The following is a 17,520-nucleotide window of genomic DNA, read 5'->3' as shown; positions in this document are numbered from 1 at the left end:
AAAAGAACCCGATCTCTGTAAAAGATTCGGGTTCTTCCCTAACCGTGTCTGCGATAGTATATGCAAATCGTAACCGATTTAGTACGGTAAATCAACTATTTCCTGCTGCAGCTTTGGGATAATCAAAAAAGAGTTGGTTGTTCCAGCAGCAAATTGCCCAAAAAGCTGCGGCGATGCAGCGGTGTTACTCCAAGCTCCAGAATGCGTTCCCGATGCAGTTTGGTCGCATAGCCTTTGTGACCTGCAATTCCATAGCCTGGATACTGTTCTTCCCATTCTCCGGCACACAGTCGATCGCGTGTCACCTTGGCAATGATGGAAGCAGCTGCAATACTATGGCTATTCGCATCCCCTTTAATAATACTCCGCTGGGGAATCGGCATATCTACCGTTTCGGCATCCACCAGAATATAATCGGGTGTTACCGTCAGTTGCTCCAAAGCTATCTTCATCGCCAGACGTGCAGCCTGCCGGATATTGATCTCGTCAATAACAGCAGCACTCACATGACCTACACCTACAGCAAGCGCCTGCTCCATAATCTGCGTATAGAGCTGCTCTCTCTTTTTGTCAGTGAGTTTTTTGGAGTCATTTACCCCTTCGATGATCAGCTCCTGCGGCATAATAACAGCAGCAGCTACAACATCACCGAACAGGCAGCCTCGGCCTACTTCATCGACACCGGCAATATGTCCATAGCCTGCTGACCAGCATTCACGTTCATAGTTCAACAGTTCAGACATGATAGGATCCTCCAGTCATTTATGGAGTCTCCATAGAGATACGGCCCATTTTGCCGGCACGGAATTCACGCAGGATGACTTTGGATGCTTTCTCCAGATCGACACGTCCGCCGCTCATCAGACAACCGCGTTTACGGCCGATTTCTTCCATAATTTCGACGATATCATTTGGATTATCCAGATCCTGTGGTGCTTCCGACAGTTCAAAGCGCTCCGCGATATTTTTCCAGTAATATTCGCAAATATACTTCATCCCGTAATAGGCTACATCTTCCACATTGAGGATTTCTTCACGGATAGCTCCGGTTACGGCAAGACGATATCCAACAGTCTGGTCTTCGAACTTGGGCCACAAAATCCCCGGTGTATCGAGAAGTTCCATCTCCGTACCGATTTTGATCCATTGCTGGCCTTTGGTTACACCTGGACGGTCACCGGTAGCAGCAATACTTTTACCGGCAAGCCGGTTGATCAGCGTCGATTTACCTACGTTTGGAATACCTACGATCAATCCGCGCATAGGGCGTTGATTCATCCCTTTGGCTGCACGTTTATCCCGCTTTTCTTTGAGCAGCAGCTTGGAGCGTTCAGGAATTTCTTTAATTCCATAACCGCTGGCTGCATCAAGAGGCAGTACCTCATGACCTTGTTTTTTGAAATATTCTACCCATAACGAGGTGATTGCCGGATCAGCCAGATCTGCTTTATTCAAAATAATCATTCTTGGCTTGCCCTGCAAAATCTCGTCAATCATCGGGTTGCGGCTGGATAACGGCAGACGCGCATCCACCAGCTCAATAACCATATCGATCAGCTTTAGCTTGTCCTCGATCTGGCGTCTTGCTCTTGTCATATGTCCGGGAAACCATTGAATGGTCACAGGTTTTCCCCCTAACTTCGTAAATTAATTTTGTGCAGTTGGTGCATCCTGATCGATCCATTCCGCATTGCTAAGCGGCCAGAAGATCACGTCAGCCCGTCCAATAATGTCTCCCAGCGGTACATAACCGATCATGCGGCTGTCCTGGCTGTTAGAGCGGTTGTCTCCCATTACAAATACATAGCCCTGTGGCACTTTGCCGTCCGGCAGCTGCTCTGTCGGGAAGTTGTTGATATTATAATCGCTTCCCTGGGCATGTGCATTATCGATGGCAGCCTGAATATACGGCTCACTCATCACTTTCCCGTTTACTGTCAATGTATCTCCTTCGACCTTGACAGTATCTCCACCAACAGCGATTACCCGTTTGATAAAGTCGCGGTGCTGGGACGGAACTTTGAGTACGACGACTTCACCCGGCTTGGGATCACGAACGTCATACAAAATCTTGTTTACAATAACCCGTTCGCCAGTATGGAAATTAGGCTGCATCGAAGGCCCATCCACAATAAAAGGCTCAAACAGGAACCAGCGGATCACGATCACGAGCAGCAAAGCTACAACAATCGCTTTGATCCATTCTTTGGCTTCGCTCTTCTTTTTGGGAGGAACGGCTGTGGTCTCGGAGATATTGCCTCCGTTAGTTGGTTCCTGAACTTCCGCAGACGACGCTGCTTCCGCTTGATTGTTGGCTTGTTTTGAGTCTTGCTCCATAGATATGCCTTCTTTCCTGGTTGAATTGGCGCTTTGTATATGTACCATCCGGTAACAAGCAGGAAAATTCCCGGATGTTGTTACCAAGTACCTATACGATATCCTCTATCTATTTTACACACAATTTTGCAAAAACCAAATTTTGAAATAAGCTATTTGTCAAGCATTACTCCTGTTTTTGCATTTTAGCCAGGCAGCCTTTGAAAATGATACAAAAAATCCCGTCTGCCGTCTTCCTGCAATCTGCAAAATAAAAACAGTACAACTACCAATGCAGTAACGAATATCCTAATACGCAAGCAATATCGTTGAAACATGGAAGAGGTCTGCATTTCTGCAAATCGCTTGTTCAAGACGGTCTGGCGGAATGGTAACTTCCTTATAATCAAGCTGTAAATATGCTGTAAAAACAACGAAAAGGGCTTGTATGACCAAGCCCTTCTCTTCCGTATTCTCTGTAAGGATTAACGGCGCAATTCTTTAATTCTCGCTGCTTTACCGCGCAGTTCACGAAGATAGTACAGCTTCGCACGACGCACTTTACCACGGCGAGCCACTTCGAGTTTATCAATTTTAGGAGAGTTTACTGGGAAAGTTCTTTCCACACCTACACCGTAAGAAATTTTACGAACTGTAAAAGTCTCACTGATGCCTCCACCTTGACGTTTAATTACTACACCTTCGAACAACTGAACGCGTTCGCGGGTTCCCTCAATTACCTTAACGTGTACTTTCAAAGTATCACCAGCACGGAAATTAGGAATATCCTTGCGCAGTTGATCTTGAGTAATCGCCTGAATGATATTCATCTATGACTCCCTCCTTCCACACAGATGTTCTTGCGACTCAGGAAGACCTTTTGTCTTCTCATCATTGTCTGCAGAGGACCACCAGATTCACACAACATTCGAATCATACCATACATTGATAGCTGCTGACAATACTTTTTTGAAGGATCATCAGCTTTATTTTATACTTAGCCAAAACGTTCCTGCAGCAGCATTTTTTTCAGTTCACTCAGCCGCTGAATCTCATCGCTATAGCGGTTATAACCGACTCGATCAGACTCTTGTATATTCAGGCGGGCACTTTTTTTGTTATCTACCATTCGCTCCAGCAGCTTGATCACTGTATTGCGGCCTGCATAATCGGCAATAAAATACTTTCTGCGTTCATCGGCATGAATATACAATAAATATTTAAACTCGGGCAGCAGTTGACCGATAATTTTATCTGCATCCTGATCGTTAAAATCCTGGTGCAATACAGACGCGTAACCCTGGCTGCGCAGATCACTGCCCAGCTGTTGTACCCATCCTGTTGGATGACCGGTTACTTCATTCGAATTCGACATTTTCCAGACTCCTATCTTATCACCTTGCCAGTAGGGTTACCGCGTTAATTCCGGTATGAACTGCTCTAGAAAAAAACATGTTATACAAGCATTTTATTTATTGTAAAAAATGGATATCGATACAGTATGCCTGGGCTTTAACCGACAAAAACAGGTCATGTCCTACAAAGACATAGCCCAGCGTATTATTCTCTTTATTCACTTCCCGGTAGACAGCGGGCGGATCACTGGCGACATCCATATAAGCAGCAAGCCCTGATTCCCTGTCGGTGCAATACATAGAATGAAAACCCGAAAAACTGAAATTCGCTATGCGATAACCCGAATGATTATATTCTTTATCAGGAATTTGCAGTTCATCCTCTACGTTATATAAAGAAAGCCATTTACTGATATCCGACTGCCTGATTTCTTTTCCCATAAAGATCATAAACGATACTTTCAATCCATATTCATCGTAACAAAAAAGCGGATCACTGCAGCTTTCAATTTTCCATGAAAAATCAATCTTTTGCAGTTCGTTCATGATTACACCTGCCCTGCTACCAATCATATAATTACATAAAGTCCGTTATTCCGCTGTTTCGGACTGATTATTCTGGAGGGCAAGCCAGCGGCGCTCCGCTGCTGTCAGCTCTGCCTGCTCCAATAGATCGGGACGACGCTGCAGAGTACGCAGCAGTGACTGCTCGCGCCGCCATTTCTCTACATTGGCATGATGCCCAGACAGTAATACATCCGGCACCTTCATACCACGGAACTCGGCTGGGCGCGTATAATGAGGATATTCGAGCAGACCGGTACTGAACGAATCGGTTACCGCGCTGCTCTCATTGCCCAGTACACCAGGCAGCAAGCGTACAACGCTGTCTACAACCGTCATAGCCGGGATTTCGCCGCCAGTTAGCACATAATCACCAATCGATAGCTCATCCGTAACAAGATGCTCACGGATCCGCTCATCATAGCCTTCATAATGTCCGCAAATAAAGATCAGATGCTGTTCACGTGACAGCTCTTCTGCCTTTTGCTGTGTAAATGTCTCACCCTGTGGACACATCAGGATAATGCGCGGCTTCGCATCCGATGACACGCTGCTATCAACCGGAGAAGATACAGATGCTTGTTCCCCGGATACGTCAGACGACAGCTGCTTTTGCGCCAGCAAATCTTCTACCGCAGCAAAAATCGGGTCCGGCTTCAATACCATCCCTCCGCCTCCACCATACGGTGTATCATCGACCGTACCGTGCTTGCTGGTGGAATAAGTACGGAAGTTGACCGCATTCAGCTCTACTATCCCTTTATCCGCCGCTTTACCCAGAATGCTGGAACCAAACACACCAGCAAACATTTCCGGAAATAAAGTCAGTACATCAATCTTCATCATTCCAGCAGGCCTTCCATCACATGAATAGTGATCTTCTTGTCCTCTACATTGATGTCCAGCACCACATCATGAATATAAGGAATTAAAATATCTTTGCCTTTTGCCGGTTTTACTACCCATACATCGTTCGCACCGGGAGTCAGGATCTCGGTAATTACACCCAACGACTGTCCCTCGTCGGTAACCACTTCACATCCGATGATCTCATGGAAATAATATTCATCTTCTTCCAGATCGACCGTATCGTTTTTGGATACTTTCAGCACCCAGCCTTTATATTGTTCCACTTCATTGATATTTCCGAATCCTTTGAAGCGGATTACATACATATTTTTTTGCAGACGGGAGGTTTGCACTTCAACCTGCTGGCTGGCACCTGTTTCTTCATTGATCATTTGCAGTTTGTTGCCTGGTGCAAAGCGTACTTCGGGAAAATCCGTATTCGGATATATTTTGAGTTCTCCACGAATTCCGTGAGTATTAACAATTTTGCCTACCATTAACCATTGTTCTGACATTTCGTTCTCCTTTGCTTTCTCCAAGATATGATTGTTATTATAACCTGCCTGACGCAGATGGGACTATAACCTGTTGTCTTCTAATGTCTTTATTGTTGCAAAAAATGTACGAAAAAAGGCTAGGATTCCTCCTAACCCTTTTTCGTATATTTTTAAGACATTATATCAACGGTAACCCGTTTATGTGTCTTAACTGCTGCAGAGGTAACAACGGTGCGAAGGGCCTTGGCGATACGTCCCTGCTTGCCGATAACTTTACCGGCATCGTCCGGATGGACGCTAAGTTCATATACGATCAAGTTATCCTTCTCCACCACGTTTACCGACACATCTTCCGGATGATCTACCAGAGCCTTAGCAATAACCATTACTAATTGTTCCATCGTTGACCCTCCATGTGCCCCGCTGGTTAACCCAGCCGCTGTCAGCTATTATTTTTGGTGTTTAAGCTCGTGAAATTTTTTCATCACGCCCGCTTTGCTAAGCAAGTTGCGAACAGTGTCAGAAGCTTGCGCTCCGTTTTGAAGCCATTTCAAAGCTTTTTCTTCATCAATTTTAGTTACAGATGGTTCTGCAACTGGGTTGTAAGTACCGATTTCTTCGATAAAACGTCCATCACGAGGAGAACGGGAATCGGAAACAACGATACGGTAGAAAGGCGCTTTGTGAGCACCGATACGTTTCAGACGAATGCGTACTGCCAAGAGAATTCACCTCCTTCAAATAATTCACACTTCTATTTTACAGCTAAGCTGTTAAAATCCATTGTGCACAGAGCTTTGTAATCGGCGCTGCCGTTCCATTTCCTTAACGGAATGGGAACTTCATGCCTCCGCCGCCTTTGCTCAGCTTCTGCATTTGTTTCATCATTTTGTTTTTGCCGCCTTTGGCGCTTTTCGGATCCATCATATCCGAGAATTGCTTCATCATGCGACGCATCTCATCAAATTGCTTGATCAGACGGTTTACTTCGGCTACGGAGGTTCCGCTGCCTGCTGCAATCCGTTTGCGTCGACTGTGATTAATCACTTCCGGATGCTGTTTCTCCTGCACCGTCATCGAATGAACAATTGCTTCGATCCGGCCCACCTGCTTGTCATCGACTTGCAGATTTTGTGTTTGTTTCATTTTGCCCATACCGGGCAGCATATCCATAATCTGATCCAGCGGACCGAGCTTTTTGACTTGATCCATCTGCTCCAGGAAATCCTCGAACGTGAACTCGGCGTTGCGCATTTTGCGCTCCATTTCCTTGGCCTTGTCCTCGTCGATATTCAGCTGGGCTTTCTCGATCAGGGAGAGCATATCACCCATACCGAGGATACGGGATGCCATACGTTCCGGATGAAACACTTCCAGTGCATCTAGCTTTTCACCCAATGTAGCGAACTTGATTGGGCAGCCGGTTACTGCTTTGACAGACAATGCGGCACCACCACGGGTATCGCCGTCCAGCTTAGTCAGTACTACACCAGTCAGCTGCAACTGATTGTTAAAGTTCTCAGCTACATTTACAGCATCCTGACCTGTCATTGCATCAACAACGAGCAGTACTTCGTCGGGATTGGTTAATTCATGAATCTGGCGAAGTTCATCCATCAGCGCTTCATCGATATGAAGACGACCAGCGGTATCAATAATCACATAATCATTGTTGTTAGTCTTCGCTTCCTGAAGAGCCTGACGTGCGATCTCTACTGGACTGGTCTGATCACCCATCGAGAAGACGGGAACTTTGATCTGTTCACCGAGTACCTGCAGCTGCTTGATCGCAGCCGGGCGATAAATATCGCCTGCTACCAGAAGTGGACGATGGTTCTGCTTTTGCAGCATTCGTGCCAGCTTGCCGGAAGTGGTTGTTTTACCCGCGCCCTGCAGACCAACCATCATGATCACGGTTGGTGGCTTGGTTGCCTTGGCCAGCTTGGACTGCGTACCGCCCATCAGTTCAGTCAATTCTCTGTTTACGATATCGATGATGACCATGCCCGGCGTGAAGCTTTCCATGACTTCTTTGCCGACTGCTTTTTCTTTGACTTTGGAAATGAATTCCTTAACGACTTTGAAGTTAACGTCTGCTTCCAAAAGAGCCAGTCGTACTTCACGCATTGCTTCAGCTACATCTTCATCGGATACTTTACCTTTACCACGAAGTTTACTGAATACATTTTGCAGCCGTGTCGTCAATCCTTCAAATGCCATGTGTCCTCACCTCGCTTTCATTTCATTCTTCGATAAGCTGTATCGACAGCAGAATCAGTGTCGTCTGCCGTATTTTGTTGCAGTTGTACATTTATATAGTATACCGCATCCGGTTATGTAGTACTAATCCGGTCCTGCGAGTGTATCATTGTCGATCGGATTACAGTCGGTCAATGCTTTCCAGATGATCCATAATCTCTAGCGCTTCTGCCTGATGATGTTCATCCAGTCCGCTCTGATGAAGCGTTGCTTTGAGCTTCTCCAGTTCTTTGGCCCGCTGATAATGCTTGTCCATCAGTCCAAGCTTTTGTTCGTACATTTCCAGAACCTGTTCCGCACGCTTAATGTGCTCATATACTGCCTGACGGCTGATATTGAACTCGGCTGCAATCTCGCCAAGGGAATAGTCATCATGGAAATAATATTTAAGGAACATTTGCTGCTTTTCGGTCAGCAGCAGTTCATAAAAATCAAAAAGTAAATTAATCCGGTTCGTTTTTTCGAGCCGATTCTCCTGACTCATCCGGGACACTCCCTCCGTCAAGGAAAAACACTTTACAGCACATCAACGTTTTATATCATATCGAAAATAAAATAAGATGTCAAGCATTTTACCTTAACATTTATTCATAAAAAAATCCCGCTTGTTTTAGCGGGATTTTGTGTCATATAAATCAAGGGATACAAGCTCCTAAGATAAGGTGAAAATACCTAGGAAACCGGCTTGTTACCATTATTAAAACTGTTTTTTAACGAAGCGGCAACAGGTAAAAAAGTACGGCAAAGAAATGAAGAATGCTGCCAGCCAATACAAACAGATGCCATACCGCATGATGAAAAGGAAATCCGCGCCATACATAAAACACGGTACCCAGCGTATACATCAGGCCACCAGCAATCAGCAGTGCCATGCCTCCTGGCGCAAGTGACGCCGTAAGAGGTCCCCATGCGATTACAATAAGCCATCCCATCAACAGATAAAAAATAGTCGACATAAACAAGAATCGCTTAACAAAATAGGCTTTGAATGCACATCCAAACAATGCAATCGCCCACACAACTCCGAAAATGCTCCAACCGAGCGTACCTTTAACAGCAAGCAGCATAAATGGTGTATAGGTTCCTGCTATAAACAGATAAATGGCTGAATGGTCGAAGATTTCGAATAAATCCTTGGCTTTTCCGTCTTTGAAACCGTGCACGAGTGTTGAACTGATATACAGCAGCAGCATGGTAATTCCATAGATCGTGAAGCTCACGATATGCCATGGCGTTCCCTTCAGACTGGCAAATGTAATCAGTATGGCGAGCGCAGCGATGCTGAGAACTGCACCGATTCCATGAGTGACCGCATTGACCACTTCTTCCTTGCGCGTATAAGTGTACGTATCCGCCATAGTTCACTTCCTCTCTTCGTTTCCGTATCCAATCCTCTTTATCTGTCTCTATACAAGTCCTGTATCATCTGGTGTTCAGTCCTTTAACGGCTTCCCCCAGAAATGTTGTGATGCTGATCCGAATTGTAGATACTCTATTCATTGTAAACCTATTTGCCCTGACATTCCACCCGGGCTACATCCCCGTGCAGTTCATCTTCATCCATACAGGGTGATTACTCGGCAGCATCTGCCTGTTCGGCTTCTTCTTCTGCCTGGATCAGTCCGGCAAACAGAGCATGAACAAACTGCTCGCTGTCAAATGGCTGCAGATCGTCAATTTTCTCGCCCAAACCAATAAATTTAACCGGCAGATTCAGCTCCTGACGGATTGCAATAACGATACCGCCTTTGGCTGTACCATCCAGCTTGGTCAGTACCAGACCTGTTACTCCGCTCTTCTCACCGAACAATTTCGCCTGACTCAGCGCATTCTGACCTGTAGTTGCATCCAGTACCATCAACACTTCATGAGGAGCATCCGGAATTTCACGCTGAATAACACGGAAAATTTTGTTCAACTCTTCCATCAGATTGGTTTTGTTCTGCAAACGTCCGGCTGTATCACACAGCAATACATCCACTCCGCGCTGTTTAGCTGCGCGAACCGCATCATACATAACAGCTGCCGGATCCGAACCGGACTGTTGCTTGATCACTTCAACGCCTGCGCGCTGACCCCATACCTCCAGCTGCTCAATAGCACCGGCACGGAACGTATCCCCGGCAGCAAGCATAACTTTTTTGCCTTCCTGCTTGAAGCGGTGTGCCATTTTACCAATGGTAGTCGTTTTACCCACACCGTTTACGCCGACAAACAGGATAACTGTAATGCCATCAGTACTCATCTGAAGTCCCGGATTCTCATCACCGCGCAGCAGCTCGGTCAGTTTCTCGGACAATACCGGCTGCAGATCCGCCGCATCTTCGATCTTTCTTTTCTTGACTTCGACGCGAAGATCATCGATCAGTGCCATAACCGTATTGACACCTACATCTGCACCGATCAGAATTTCTTCCAGTTCTTCGTAGAACTCTTCATCGATTTTTTTGCGGCGAATAACCAGATCGGATACTTTTTCGACGAATCCTTTGCGTGTTTTTTCCAGACCGTCACGGAACTGCTTAGTGACGGTTTCTGTTTTTTGGGAAATGCTTTCTTTTAGTTTTTTGAAAAAGCTCATAGAATGCCTCCATTGGTATATGCTTTGTTCGAATTATGATTGATTAAATAGGAGTGAATATGATGAAAAGACTGGATTCCATGTAATGCTGCCACTTTCATTATATCTGTCCCTGTATCGCTTGATTTTACTTTTGCCTTACCTATGCCTGTATCGCAGGCTGAATACTGGCAAGCCGGTTGTCAGGCAATATCCGCCTCGTCTACATCATCAAGACGAACGGAGACGAGCTTGGACACTCCGCCTTCTTCCATGGTAACACCATATAATACATCTGCTTCTTCCATGGTACCTTTGCGGTGGGTAACAACGATAAACTGGGTTTGCCCCGAAAATTCGCGTAAATACTGCGCAAAACGTACCACATTGGCTTCATCGAGTGCCGCTTCCACCTCATCGAGTACACAGAATGGAACCGGCTTAACCTGCAAAATAGCAAACAACAGCGCCATAGCAGTCAATGCACGTTCTCCGCCGGAGAGCAACTGCAGATTTTGCAGCTTTTTGCCTGGTGGCTGAGCGACGATATCAATACCCGTCTCCAGCATACGCTCCGGATCGGCCAGCACCAGATCTGCACGGCCTCCGCCAAACAGCTTGGCAAATACAGTTCCGAATTGTCCGCGAATCGCTTCAAACGTATGCTTGAAACGCTTGGACATTTCATCATCCATTTCCTTAATCACCTGATAAAGAGCTGTTTTGGCTTCTATCAGATCATTTTGCTGTTCAGACAGGAATTCATAGCGTTCATTAACGCGTTGATATTCTTCGATCGCTCCCAGATTCACATCACCCAGCGCGGTAATCCGTGATTTCAAATCGCGTACTTCCTGCTCGGTGTTCTGCACATCTTCCGGCAGTTCGTAGCGCTGCTTGGCCATTTCATAGGTGAGTTCATAATCTGTTTGCAGCTTGGACAAAATATTCTCCAGTTCCACGTCAAGACGATTGACCTGGATTTCTGTTTTGCGCAGCTCATCTTCTATAGTCTTGAGTTCATTACGCTGCTCACGGGTTTTGTTTTCTTCTTCATCTAGCTTTTGCTGCAGTCGTGTTCGTTCTGCACGTTTGAGTTCCAGTTCTTCGCTCGTCTCGGTACGCTTGCGTCGCAGACGAATCAGTTCTTCCTGCTGACGCTGCTGCTCACGACTGTTTTTTTCCAGATCTTTATCAATTGCTAACAACTGTTCGCGGTTGCTTTCCAGCTCACGTCCATAATCCTGGGACTCTTCCTGGGTACGTGACATTTGCTCTTCCAGCGAGAAAATTTCCTGACTGAACTTGCCTTCACGAATTTTGAGATCGGTGACTTTCTCCTGAAGCTCTTCTTTCACCGACTCATTCGATTTGCGTGCCTGCTCGGCCGCCTGAATATCCGCCTGGATTTTCTGCTCCTGCTTCTGTAGTTCAGCCAATTTCTGCTCGGATTCCTTGCGCGATTTGGCAATAGCAGCAAGCTCTTCGTTATAGGTAGTCTTCTCCTGACCATACAGTTCATACTGCTCGTTCACATGACGGAACTCATGCTCCAGCTGCTTGAGCTCACCGGCTGCCTGCTGTTCTTCTGTACGTTTGCGGTCACCTGCAGAACGCAGCTGATCCAGTCGGCTCTCGGTATCCTGCAGTTGCTGACGCATCTGCTGAATCTCCTGCTGCAGACGTTTGATCTGTGCTTCGCTCTCGATAATCTGTTCACCCAGCTGATCCAGCTGACGCTTGCGTCCCAGCAGATTGTTGTTTTTCTTGTGCTGACTTCCGCCTGTCATGGAACCGCCGGCATTGACTACATCACCTTCGAGTGTAACTACACGGTAACGATAGCTGAGCTTGGCTGCTATACGGTTCGCCTGTTCCAGCGTCTCAGCAATGACGACACTGCCGATCAGACTGCCAACGATTGATGCATACTGATCATCATAGCCAACCAGCTCCGCTCCAATACCGACAAAGCCCTCGGCGCTTTCCGCTAATCGCTTGTCACTGTCCTGAATACGACGAGGACGAATAACATTCAGCGGCAGGAATGTCGCACGTCCTAGCTGACGCTGCTTCAGGAAAGCAATCGCGCGGCGGGACGTTTCTTCATTTTCCATAACCACATGCTGAACAGAGGCACCGAGTGCCGTCTCCATCGCCTGCTCCAGATGCTCCGGCACCCGAATCAGCTCTGCTACTGCACCATGTACACCGGGCAGCTGATTATTTCGGGATGCTTTGAGCACTTCTTTGACACCCAGCATAAACCCTTCAAAATCTTCCTGCATCTCCTGCATCGTATCCCGGCGGGAAATAAGTGCTTCCCGGCGCTGCTCCCATTTGCGGATCGAGGTCTGCATCTCTTCGCCGGATTTCTGCAGTGCATGCAGCTGCTCACTCTGCTGGATATAATCTGTTCTGACTTTGGCAATTTCTTTGGCCAGCTTTTCCATAACCGAAGTTAATGAAGTCTTGCTGTCTTCCAGACGCTTTTTCTCGTCACGCCATTTGCCGGATTCACTCTCGGCTCGTACCATACGACGCTGGGTCGCTTCAGTCTGCTGATCGGCATAACGGATTTCGTTGCGCGTCTGCGCCATCGTATTCATGAGCTCCAACAGATCGCCTTTCAGACTTTCTTCCTGGTTCTGCTGAATGCCTCCATTAATCCCGGTCAGCCGCTCTTCTTCGTGTATGAGCGTCTGCTGCAGAGTAGACAGCTGTTCATTCAATTCAGCCAATCGGGCTTGCAGCTGCTCGGTCTCACCCGTACGCTGACTGGTACGCTCTTCACTGCGCTCCAGTGCCGTTCCCAATTGTTTGCGATTGTTCTCCAGATTCTGACGGCGCTCCTTGAGCAGCTCGCCCATTCCTTCTGCTTTTTCGGCCTGCTCGCTGTATTGCAGCAGCAGCTCCTGCAGCCGCTCGACAGCCTGCTCCGCTTCACGCAGGGCACCGCGTTCATTTTCCAGCTTGGCATCATGACCGGCTACTACTGCTGCCAGTGCTTCCTGAACCTTTTCCAGTTCCTTGAGCTTGTCTCCGGCCAGACTCCATGCGGTATGAATACGTTCAATTTCGTGTACATAGAGCGAGATTTCTTTATGTTTCAATTCTTCTTTGAGTTCTTTGTAATGGAGCGCTTTGGCCGATTGCTCTTTGAGCGGACCGATCTGATCTTCCAGCTCGTGCACCAGATCATAAATGCGCAGCAAATTCTGTTCGGTATCGTCCAGCTTGCGAACAGCATCCTTTTTGCGGGACTTGTATTTGACAATACCGGAAGCTTCCTCAAAAATCCCCCGCCGGTCTTCCGAACGGGTACTGAGTATTTCCTCGATCCGTCCTTGGCCAATAATGGAATAGGCTTCTTTACCAATACCGGTATCCATAAACAGCTCGGTAATATCCTTGAGACGGCAGGTTTGCTTGTTAATCAAGTATTCGCTGTCTCCACTGCGATGGACGCGGCGAGTCACTGTTACTTCGTTGAAATCAAGCGGTAGTGCCTGATCTTCATTATCAAGTGTGAGTGATACTTCGGAATAGCTGACTGCCTTGCGCGAGTCGCTACCTGCAAAAATAATATCTTCCATTTTGCCACCCCGAAGGGATTTGGCACTCTGTTCACCAAGTACCCAGCGAATCCCGTCAGAGATATTGCTTTTACCGCTGCCATTAGGTCCAACGACGGCTGTAATGCCTTTGACAAACTCCATTTCCGTCTTGTCGGCAAATGATTTAAAACCGGATAATTCAATTCTTTTCAGGAACATAGTTCGTGTTCACCTCTACTGCTATTGTAGCATAATTACCTGCTGTTCCATCAATGGAAAAAGAGCAAAAAGCGGTCGTGCCTCTTGTACTCCTCAAGGGGGCTATGACTGCTCTTTGCTCTTTGTTTGTCCTGTAATTGTCAGAAAAGAGAATGTTATTTCAGCTTCAACCGGTTCAGTGCAGCAGATGCCGCGCGTTGTTCCGCTTCTTTTTTGGAGCGGCCTGATCCCTGGCCAAGGCTCTCTTCTCCCATATATACTTCCGAGACAAACTCCCGCTCATGGGCAGGACCTTTTTCCTCGACGATACGGTACTCCAAAACGCCCATATTATGATGCTGGGTAAGTTCCTGCAGTTCCGTTTTGAAGTCCATCATCTGGAACTGGCCGCCGGGCGATATGCTTGAGAATACATACTTATCCAGGAAAGCTTTTACGGCATCCAGGCCCTGATCCAGGTACAACGCTCCGATAAAAGATTCAAATACATCTGCGAGCAATGCCGGACGCTGACGTCCGCCTGTTAGTTCTTCTCCTTTGCCGAGCAGAACATAACGTCCAAAATCAAGCGATTCCGCAAACTTCACGAGTGAAGGCTCGCAGACAATAGCTGCACGCAGCTTGGTCAGCTCACCTTCCGGACGTTCGGGATATTCATTATAGAGATACTCCGACACTGTCAACTCCAAAACCGCGTCACCCAAAAACTCCAGACGTTCATTATCCTGATGCTGACTGAAGCGATGTTCGTTCACATAAGACGCATGTGTGAACGCCTGTTTGAGCAGCTGGCGGTTATGAAACTGAATTTGAATTTGTTGCTGTAGCTGTTTCACATCTCCGTTCAAGAAACTGACTCCTTACGCTTCAAATTTCTTCAGGATGATCGAGGCATTATGTCCCCCGAATCCAAAAGAGTTGGACATTACTACATTCAAATTGGCCTGACGCGGTTCATTCGGTACATAATCCAGATCACATTCCGGATCTTGATCATGCAGATTGATCGTTGGCGCAATAATCTGGTTCTGCAGAGACAATGCACAGATCAGCGCTTCCACGCCGCCCGCCGCTCCAAGCAGATGACCGGTCATGGATTTGGTAGAGCTGACAGCAATCTTCGCTGCATGCTCGCCCAGTGCCATTTTGATCGCACGAGTCTCTGATTTGTCGCCTACCGGTGTAGATGTGCCGTGAGCATTGATATAATCAATATCTTCCGGCTGGATACCTGCAGTACGGATCGCCATCTTCATGCAGCGTGCCGGTCCATCCGGATCGGGTTCTGTCATGTGGAAAGCATCTGCACTCAGGCCGTAACCAATAACCTCTGCATAAATGTGAGCACCGCGTTTTTGCGCATGTTCCAGAGATTCCAGAATCAGTATGCCCGAACCTTCGCCCATTACAAATCCGTCACGTCCGGTATCGAACGGTCGGCTGGCTGAGGCCGGATCATCATTGCGTGTAGACATGGCGCGCATCGAACAGAATCCCGCGAGTCCGGTAGGACGAATCGTCGCTTCCGCTCCGCCGGTAATCATTACGTCTGCTTCGCCACTTTGAATAAATTTGAACGCATCCCCGATCGCGTGACTGCCGCTCGCACAAGCGGTGACAGGCGCTACGTTAGGACCTTTTGCTCCATGAACGATCGATACATGACCGGAAGCCATATTCGCAATCATCATTGGAATGAAAAATGGACTGATCCGTTTTGGACCTTTTTCCAACAAAATGCTGTGCTGGTCTTCGAACGTTCCCAGACCACCAATACCGGAACCAATAATAACGCCGACACGTTCAGGATCTGCATCTTCACGTACATTCAGCTTGCTGTCTTTGAGCGCTTCGGCTGTAGCAGCTACCGCAAATTGTACGAAACGATCGAGCTTGCGCGCCTCTTTGCGTTCCATATATTCTTCCGGGTTGAAATCATGAACCTGTGCGGCGATTTTCGTAGGATAATCGCTCACATCAAATCCTTCAATCGGTGTAATACCGGACTTGCCGGCCATCAGATTATTCCAAAATGTATCTTTGTCTTTGCCCAGAGCTGTCATCACTCCGAGACCTGTAATTACCACTCTATGCTTCAAACACATTCACCTCATATCGACTGCATGTGTATATTTTGTATTCACTCCGATAGACGCCAAAAATGTGGAGAAGTCCCGACCTGCAGTATATCGCAGGTAACGGGACTTATGATCCTTAGGTATGAGATTGTATGTAGTTCACAACTTCACCTACGGTCGTAATTTTCTCCGCGTCTTCATCAGAAATTTCCAGGTCGAATTCATCTTCCAATTCCATAACGAGTTCCACCACATCGAGGGAATCTGCGCCAAGGTCATCTTTAAAAGAAGATTCAAGCTTGATATCAGCTTCGTCAGCGCCTAAACGGTCGATAACGATGCGTTTTACACGCTCCATAACATCAGACATCCGGTTCACCTCCTCTTCCAAGTATTATACGGAAATTGCAGTTAAAAATCTATATAAGCATCTGTAAGAATGCCCTATATATTACATGTACATTCCGCCGTCTACATGAAGGGTCTGACCCGTCATATAGGTGGCTGCTGGTGACACCAGGAAGGAGACTACCTGAGCAATCTCTTCCGGCTGACCGAGCCGTCCCAGAGGAATGGTATTCAGAATGCCGGCACGCTGATCTTCGTTCAGTTCATCTGTCATGTCGGTAGCGATAAAGCCAGGTGCTACACAGTTGACAGTGATTCCGCGCGAAGCGAGCTCACGAGCCGAAGATTTGGTCAGGCCAATTACACCTGCTTTGGCTGCCACATAGTTGGCTTGTCCAGGATTACCCTGTACACCAACAACAGAAGAAATATTGACGATTCGGCCATAACGCTGCTTCATCATCGGGCGTGTTACTGCTTTGAGGCAGTTGAATACGCCTTTGAGATTCGTCTCGATGACCTGATCAAATTCTTCTTCTTTCATACGCATAATTAGATTATCACGCGTAATCCCTGCGTTGTTGATCAGAATATCCAGTCGGCCAAATGTGTCATTGACCTGTTTGACCATGGCTTCTGCCTCATCGGTCTTGCCGACATTGGCCTGAATAGCAATAGCCTTTACACCCATGGCTTCGATCTGACTTACAGTTTCCTGGGCAGCAGACTCACTGCCTGCATAATTGACGGCTACATCGGCACCAGCAGCAGCCAGCGCAAGCGCAATGCTGCGTCCGATACCACGGGATGCTCCTGTAACCAGTGCAACCTGCCCTTGAAGCGGTTTACTCATTTCCAACCATTCCTCCCTCTCCAGGTACCATTCATAATCGATGCTGATTGGTTATCAAGTCAAGC

19 protein-coding genes are annotated in these 17,520 nt (G+C 47.2%); all 19 read right to left on the bottom strand.

What is annotated here, in order from left to right; all coding sequences use genetic code 11:
* Positions 1–122: 122 nt before the first annotated feature.
* Positions 123–743 (bottom strand): ribonuclease HII, encoded by a 621-nt coding sequence (locus tag AR543_RS11195; RefSeq protein ID WP_060534403.1) that lies wholly within the window; start codon positions 741–743, stop codon positions 123–125.
* Positions 744–762: 19 nt separating this feature from the next.
* Positions 763–1,623 (bottom strand): ribosome biogenesis GTPase YlqF, encoded by an 861-nt coding sequence (ylqF, locus tag AR543_RS11190; protein WP_060534402.1) that lies wholly within the window; start codon positions 1,621–1,623, stop codon positions 763–765.
* Positions 1,624–1,647: 24 nt separating this feature from the next.
* Positions 1,648–2,337, bottom strand: coding sequence for a signal peptidase I (gene lepB, locus AR543_RS11185; RefSeq protein ID WP_087071264.1), 690 nt, complete (start codon positions 2,335–2,337; stop codon positions 1,648–1,650).
* 464 nt (positions 2,338–2,801) lie between these two features.
* Complete coding sequence (rplS, locus tag AR543_RS11180) at positions 2,802–3,146, bottom strand: 50S ribosomal protein L19 (RefSeq protein ID WP_017813648.1); 345 nt, start codon at positions 3,144–3,146, stop codon at positions 2,802–2,804.
* Between the two features lie 167 nt (positions 3,147–3,313).
* A complete protein-coding gene (locus AR543_RS11175) occupies positions 3,314–3,691 on the bottom strand; it encodes a hypothetical protein (protein ID WP_060534401.1) in 378 nt (125 codons plus the stop codon).
* A gap of 97 nt (positions 3,692–3,788) precedes the next feature.
* Positions 3,789–4,217, bottom strand: a complete 429-nt coding sequence (locus AR543_RS11170) for a hypothetical protein (RefSeq protein WP_060534400.1) — start codon at positions 4,215–4,217, stop codon at positions 3,789–3,791.
* A gap of 45 nt (positions 4,218–4,262) precedes the next feature.
* Positions 4,263–5,078: a tRNA (guanosine(37)-N1)-methyltransferase TrmD gene (gene trmD / locus AR543_RS11165; protein ID WP_060536743.1), complete on the bottom strand. Its 816-nt coding sequence runs from the start codon at positions 5,076–5,078 to the stop codon at positions 4,263–4,265.
* Positions 5,078–5,599: a ribosome maturation factor RimM gene (rimM, locus tag AR543_RS11160; protein ID WP_060534398.1), complete on the bottom strand. Its 522-nt coding sequence runs from the start codon at positions 5,597–5,599 to the stop codon at positions 5,078–5,080. The genes trmD and rimM overlap by 1 nt, the downstream gene beginning before the upstream one ends.
* A 152-nt stretch (positions 5,600–5,751) precedes the next feature.
* The gene (locus AR543_RS11155; RefSeq protein WP_017813643.1) at positions 5,752–5,982 is read right to left on the bottom strand and encodes a KH domain-containing protein; all 231 of its coding nucleotides are present in this window, start codon (positions 5,980–5,982) and stop codon (positions 5,752–5,754) included.
* Between the two features lie 48 nt (positions 5,983–6,030).
* Positions 6,031–6,303, bottom strand: coding sequence for a 30S ribosomal protein S16 (gene rpsP, locus AR543_RS11150; protein WP_017813642.1), 273 nt, complete (start codon positions 6,301–6,303; stop codon positions 6,031–6,033).
* A gap of 103 nt (positions 6,304–6,406) precedes the next feature.
* Entirely contained in the window at positions 6,407–7,801 is a 1,395-nt protein-coding gene (gene ffh, locus AR543_RS11145) for a signal recognition particle protein (protein WP_060534396.1), read from the bottom strand.
* A gap of 160 nt (positions 7,802–7,961) precedes the next feature.
* Positions 7,962–8,324 (bottom strand): YlxM family DNA-binding protein, encoded by a 363-nt coding sequence (gene ylxM / locus AR543_RS11140; protein ID WP_060534394.1) that lies wholly within the window; start codon positions 8,322–8,324, stop codon positions 7,962–7,964.
* Between the two features lie 226 nt (positions 8,325–8,550).
* Positions 8,551–9,198 carry a PAQR family membrane homeostasis protein TrhA gene (trhA, locus tag AR543_RS11135; protein WP_060534392.1) on the bottom strand — a complete coding sequence of 216 codons (648 nt, stop codon included), beginning with the start codon at positions 9,196–9,198 and terminating at the stop codon, positions 8,551–8,553.
* Between the two features lie 215 nt (positions 9,199–9,413).
* Positions 9,414–10,421, bottom strand: a complete 1,008-nt coding sequence (gene ftsY, locus AR543_RS11130) for a signal recognition particle-docking protein FtsY (protein WP_060534391.1) — start codon at positions 10,419–10,421, stop codon at positions 9,414–9,416.
* Positions 10,422–10,603: 182 nt separating this feature from the next.
* The gene (gene smc / locus AR543_RS11125; protein WP_060534389.1) at positions 10,604–14,176 is read right to left on the bottom strand and encodes a chromosome segregation protein SMC; all 3,573 of its coding nucleotides are present in this window, start codon (positions 14,174–14,176) and stop codon (positions 10,604–10,606) included.
* Positions 14,177–14,331: 155 nt separating this feature from the next.
* The gene (rnc, locus tag AR543_RS11120) at positions 14,332–15,024 is read right to left on the bottom strand and encodes a ribonuclease III (RefSeq protein ID WP_060534387.1); all 693 of its coding nucleotides are present in this window, start codon (positions 15,022–15,024) and stop codon (positions 14,332–14,334) included.
* Between the two features lie 12 nt (positions 15,025–15,036).
* A complete protein-coding gene (gene fabF, locus AR543_RS11115) occupies positions 15,037–16,275 on the bottom strand; it encodes a beta-ketoacyl-ACP synthase II (RefSeq protein WP_158523956.1) in 1,239 nt (412 codons plus the stop codon).
* A 115-nt stretch (positions 16,276–16,390) separates the two neighbouring features.
* Positions 16,391–16,624 (bottom strand): acyl carrier protein, encoded by a 234-nt coding sequence (acpP, locus tag AR543_RS11110; protein ID WP_046215328.1) that lies wholly within the window; start codon positions 16,622–16,624, stop codon positions 16,391–16,393.
* 81 nt (positions 16,625–16,705) lie between these two features.
* Positions 16,706–17,455 (bottom strand): 3-oxoacyl-[acyl-carrier-protein] reductase, encoded by a 750-nt coding sequence (gene fabG / locus AR543_RS11105; RefSeq protein ID WP_060534383.1) that lies wholly within the window; start codon positions 17,453–17,455, stop codon positions 16,706–16,708.
* Positions 17,456–17,520 lie beyond the last annotated feature (65 nt).

It is taken from the genome of Paenibacillus bovis, assembly GCF_001421015.2.
GTDB classification, from domain to species: Bacteria; Bacillota; Bacilli; order Paenibacillales; family Paenibacillaceae; genus Saccharibacillus; species Saccharibacillus bovis.
This window is presented reverse-complemented; position numbering and strand designations above follow the sequence as displayed.

Excerpts from the sequence above, each read along its gene's own strand:
- lepB (WP_087071264.1), bottom strand. The coding sequence starts at position 2,337 with ATGGAGCAAGACTCAAAACAAGCCAACAATCAAGCGGAAGCAGCGTCG.
- rimM (WP_060534398.1), bottom strand. The coding sequence starts at position 5,599 with ATGTCAGAACAATGGTTAATGGTAGGCAAAATTGTTAATACTCACGGA.
- AR543_RS11175 (WP_060534401.1), bottom strand. The coding sequence starts at position 3,691 with ATGTCGAATTCGAATGAAGTAACCGGTCATCCAACAGGATGGGTACAA.
- trmD (WP_060536743.1), bottom strand. The coding sequence starts at position 5,078 with ATGAAGATTGATGTACTGACTTTATTTCCGGAAATGTTTGCTGGTGTG.
- AR543_RS11170 (WP_060534400.1), bottom strand. The coding sequence starts at position 4,217 with ATGAACGAACTGCAAAAGATTGATTTTTCATGGAAAATTGAAAGCTGC.
- ylxM (WP_060534394.1), bottom strand. The coding sequence starts at position 8,324 with ATGAGTCAGGAGAATCGGCTCGAAAAAACGAACCGGATTAATTTACTT.
- acpP (WP_046215328.1), bottom strand. The coding sequence starts at position 16,624 with ATGTCTGATGTTATGGAGCGTGTAAAACGCATCGTTATCGACCGTTTA.
- AR543_RS11195 (WP_060534403.1), bottom strand. The coding sequence starts at position 743 with ATGTCTGAACTGTTGAACTATGAACGTGAATGCTGGTCAGCAGGCTAT.
- rplS (WP_017813648.1), bottom strand. The coding sequence starts at position 3,146 with ATGAATATCATTCAGGCGATTACTCAAGATCAACTGCGCAAGGATATT.
- ffh (WP_060534396.1), bottom strand. The coding sequence starts at position 7,801 with ATGGCATTTGAAGGATTGACGACACGGCTGCAAAATGTATTCAGTAAA.
- fabG (WP_060534383.1), bottom strand. The coding sequence starts at position 17,455 with ATGAGTAAACCGCTTCAAGGGCAGGTTGCACTGGTTACAGGAGCATCC.
- trhA (WP_060534392.1), bottom strand. The coding sequence starts at position 9,198 with ATGGCGGATACGTACACTTATACGCGCAAGGAAGAAGTGGTCAATGCG.
- ftsY (WP_060534391.1), bottom strand. The coding sequence starts at position 10,421 with ATGAGCTTTTTCAAAAAACTAAAAGAAAGCATTTCCCAAAAAACAGAA.
- smc (WP_060534389.1), bottom strand. The coding sequence starts at position 14,176 with ATGTTCCTGAAAAGAATTGAATTATCCGGTTTTAAATCATTTGCCGAC.
- AR543_RS11155 (WP_017813643.1), bottom strand. The coding sequence starts at position 5,982 with ATGGAACAATTAGTAATGGTTATTGCTAAGGCTCTGGTAGATCATCCG.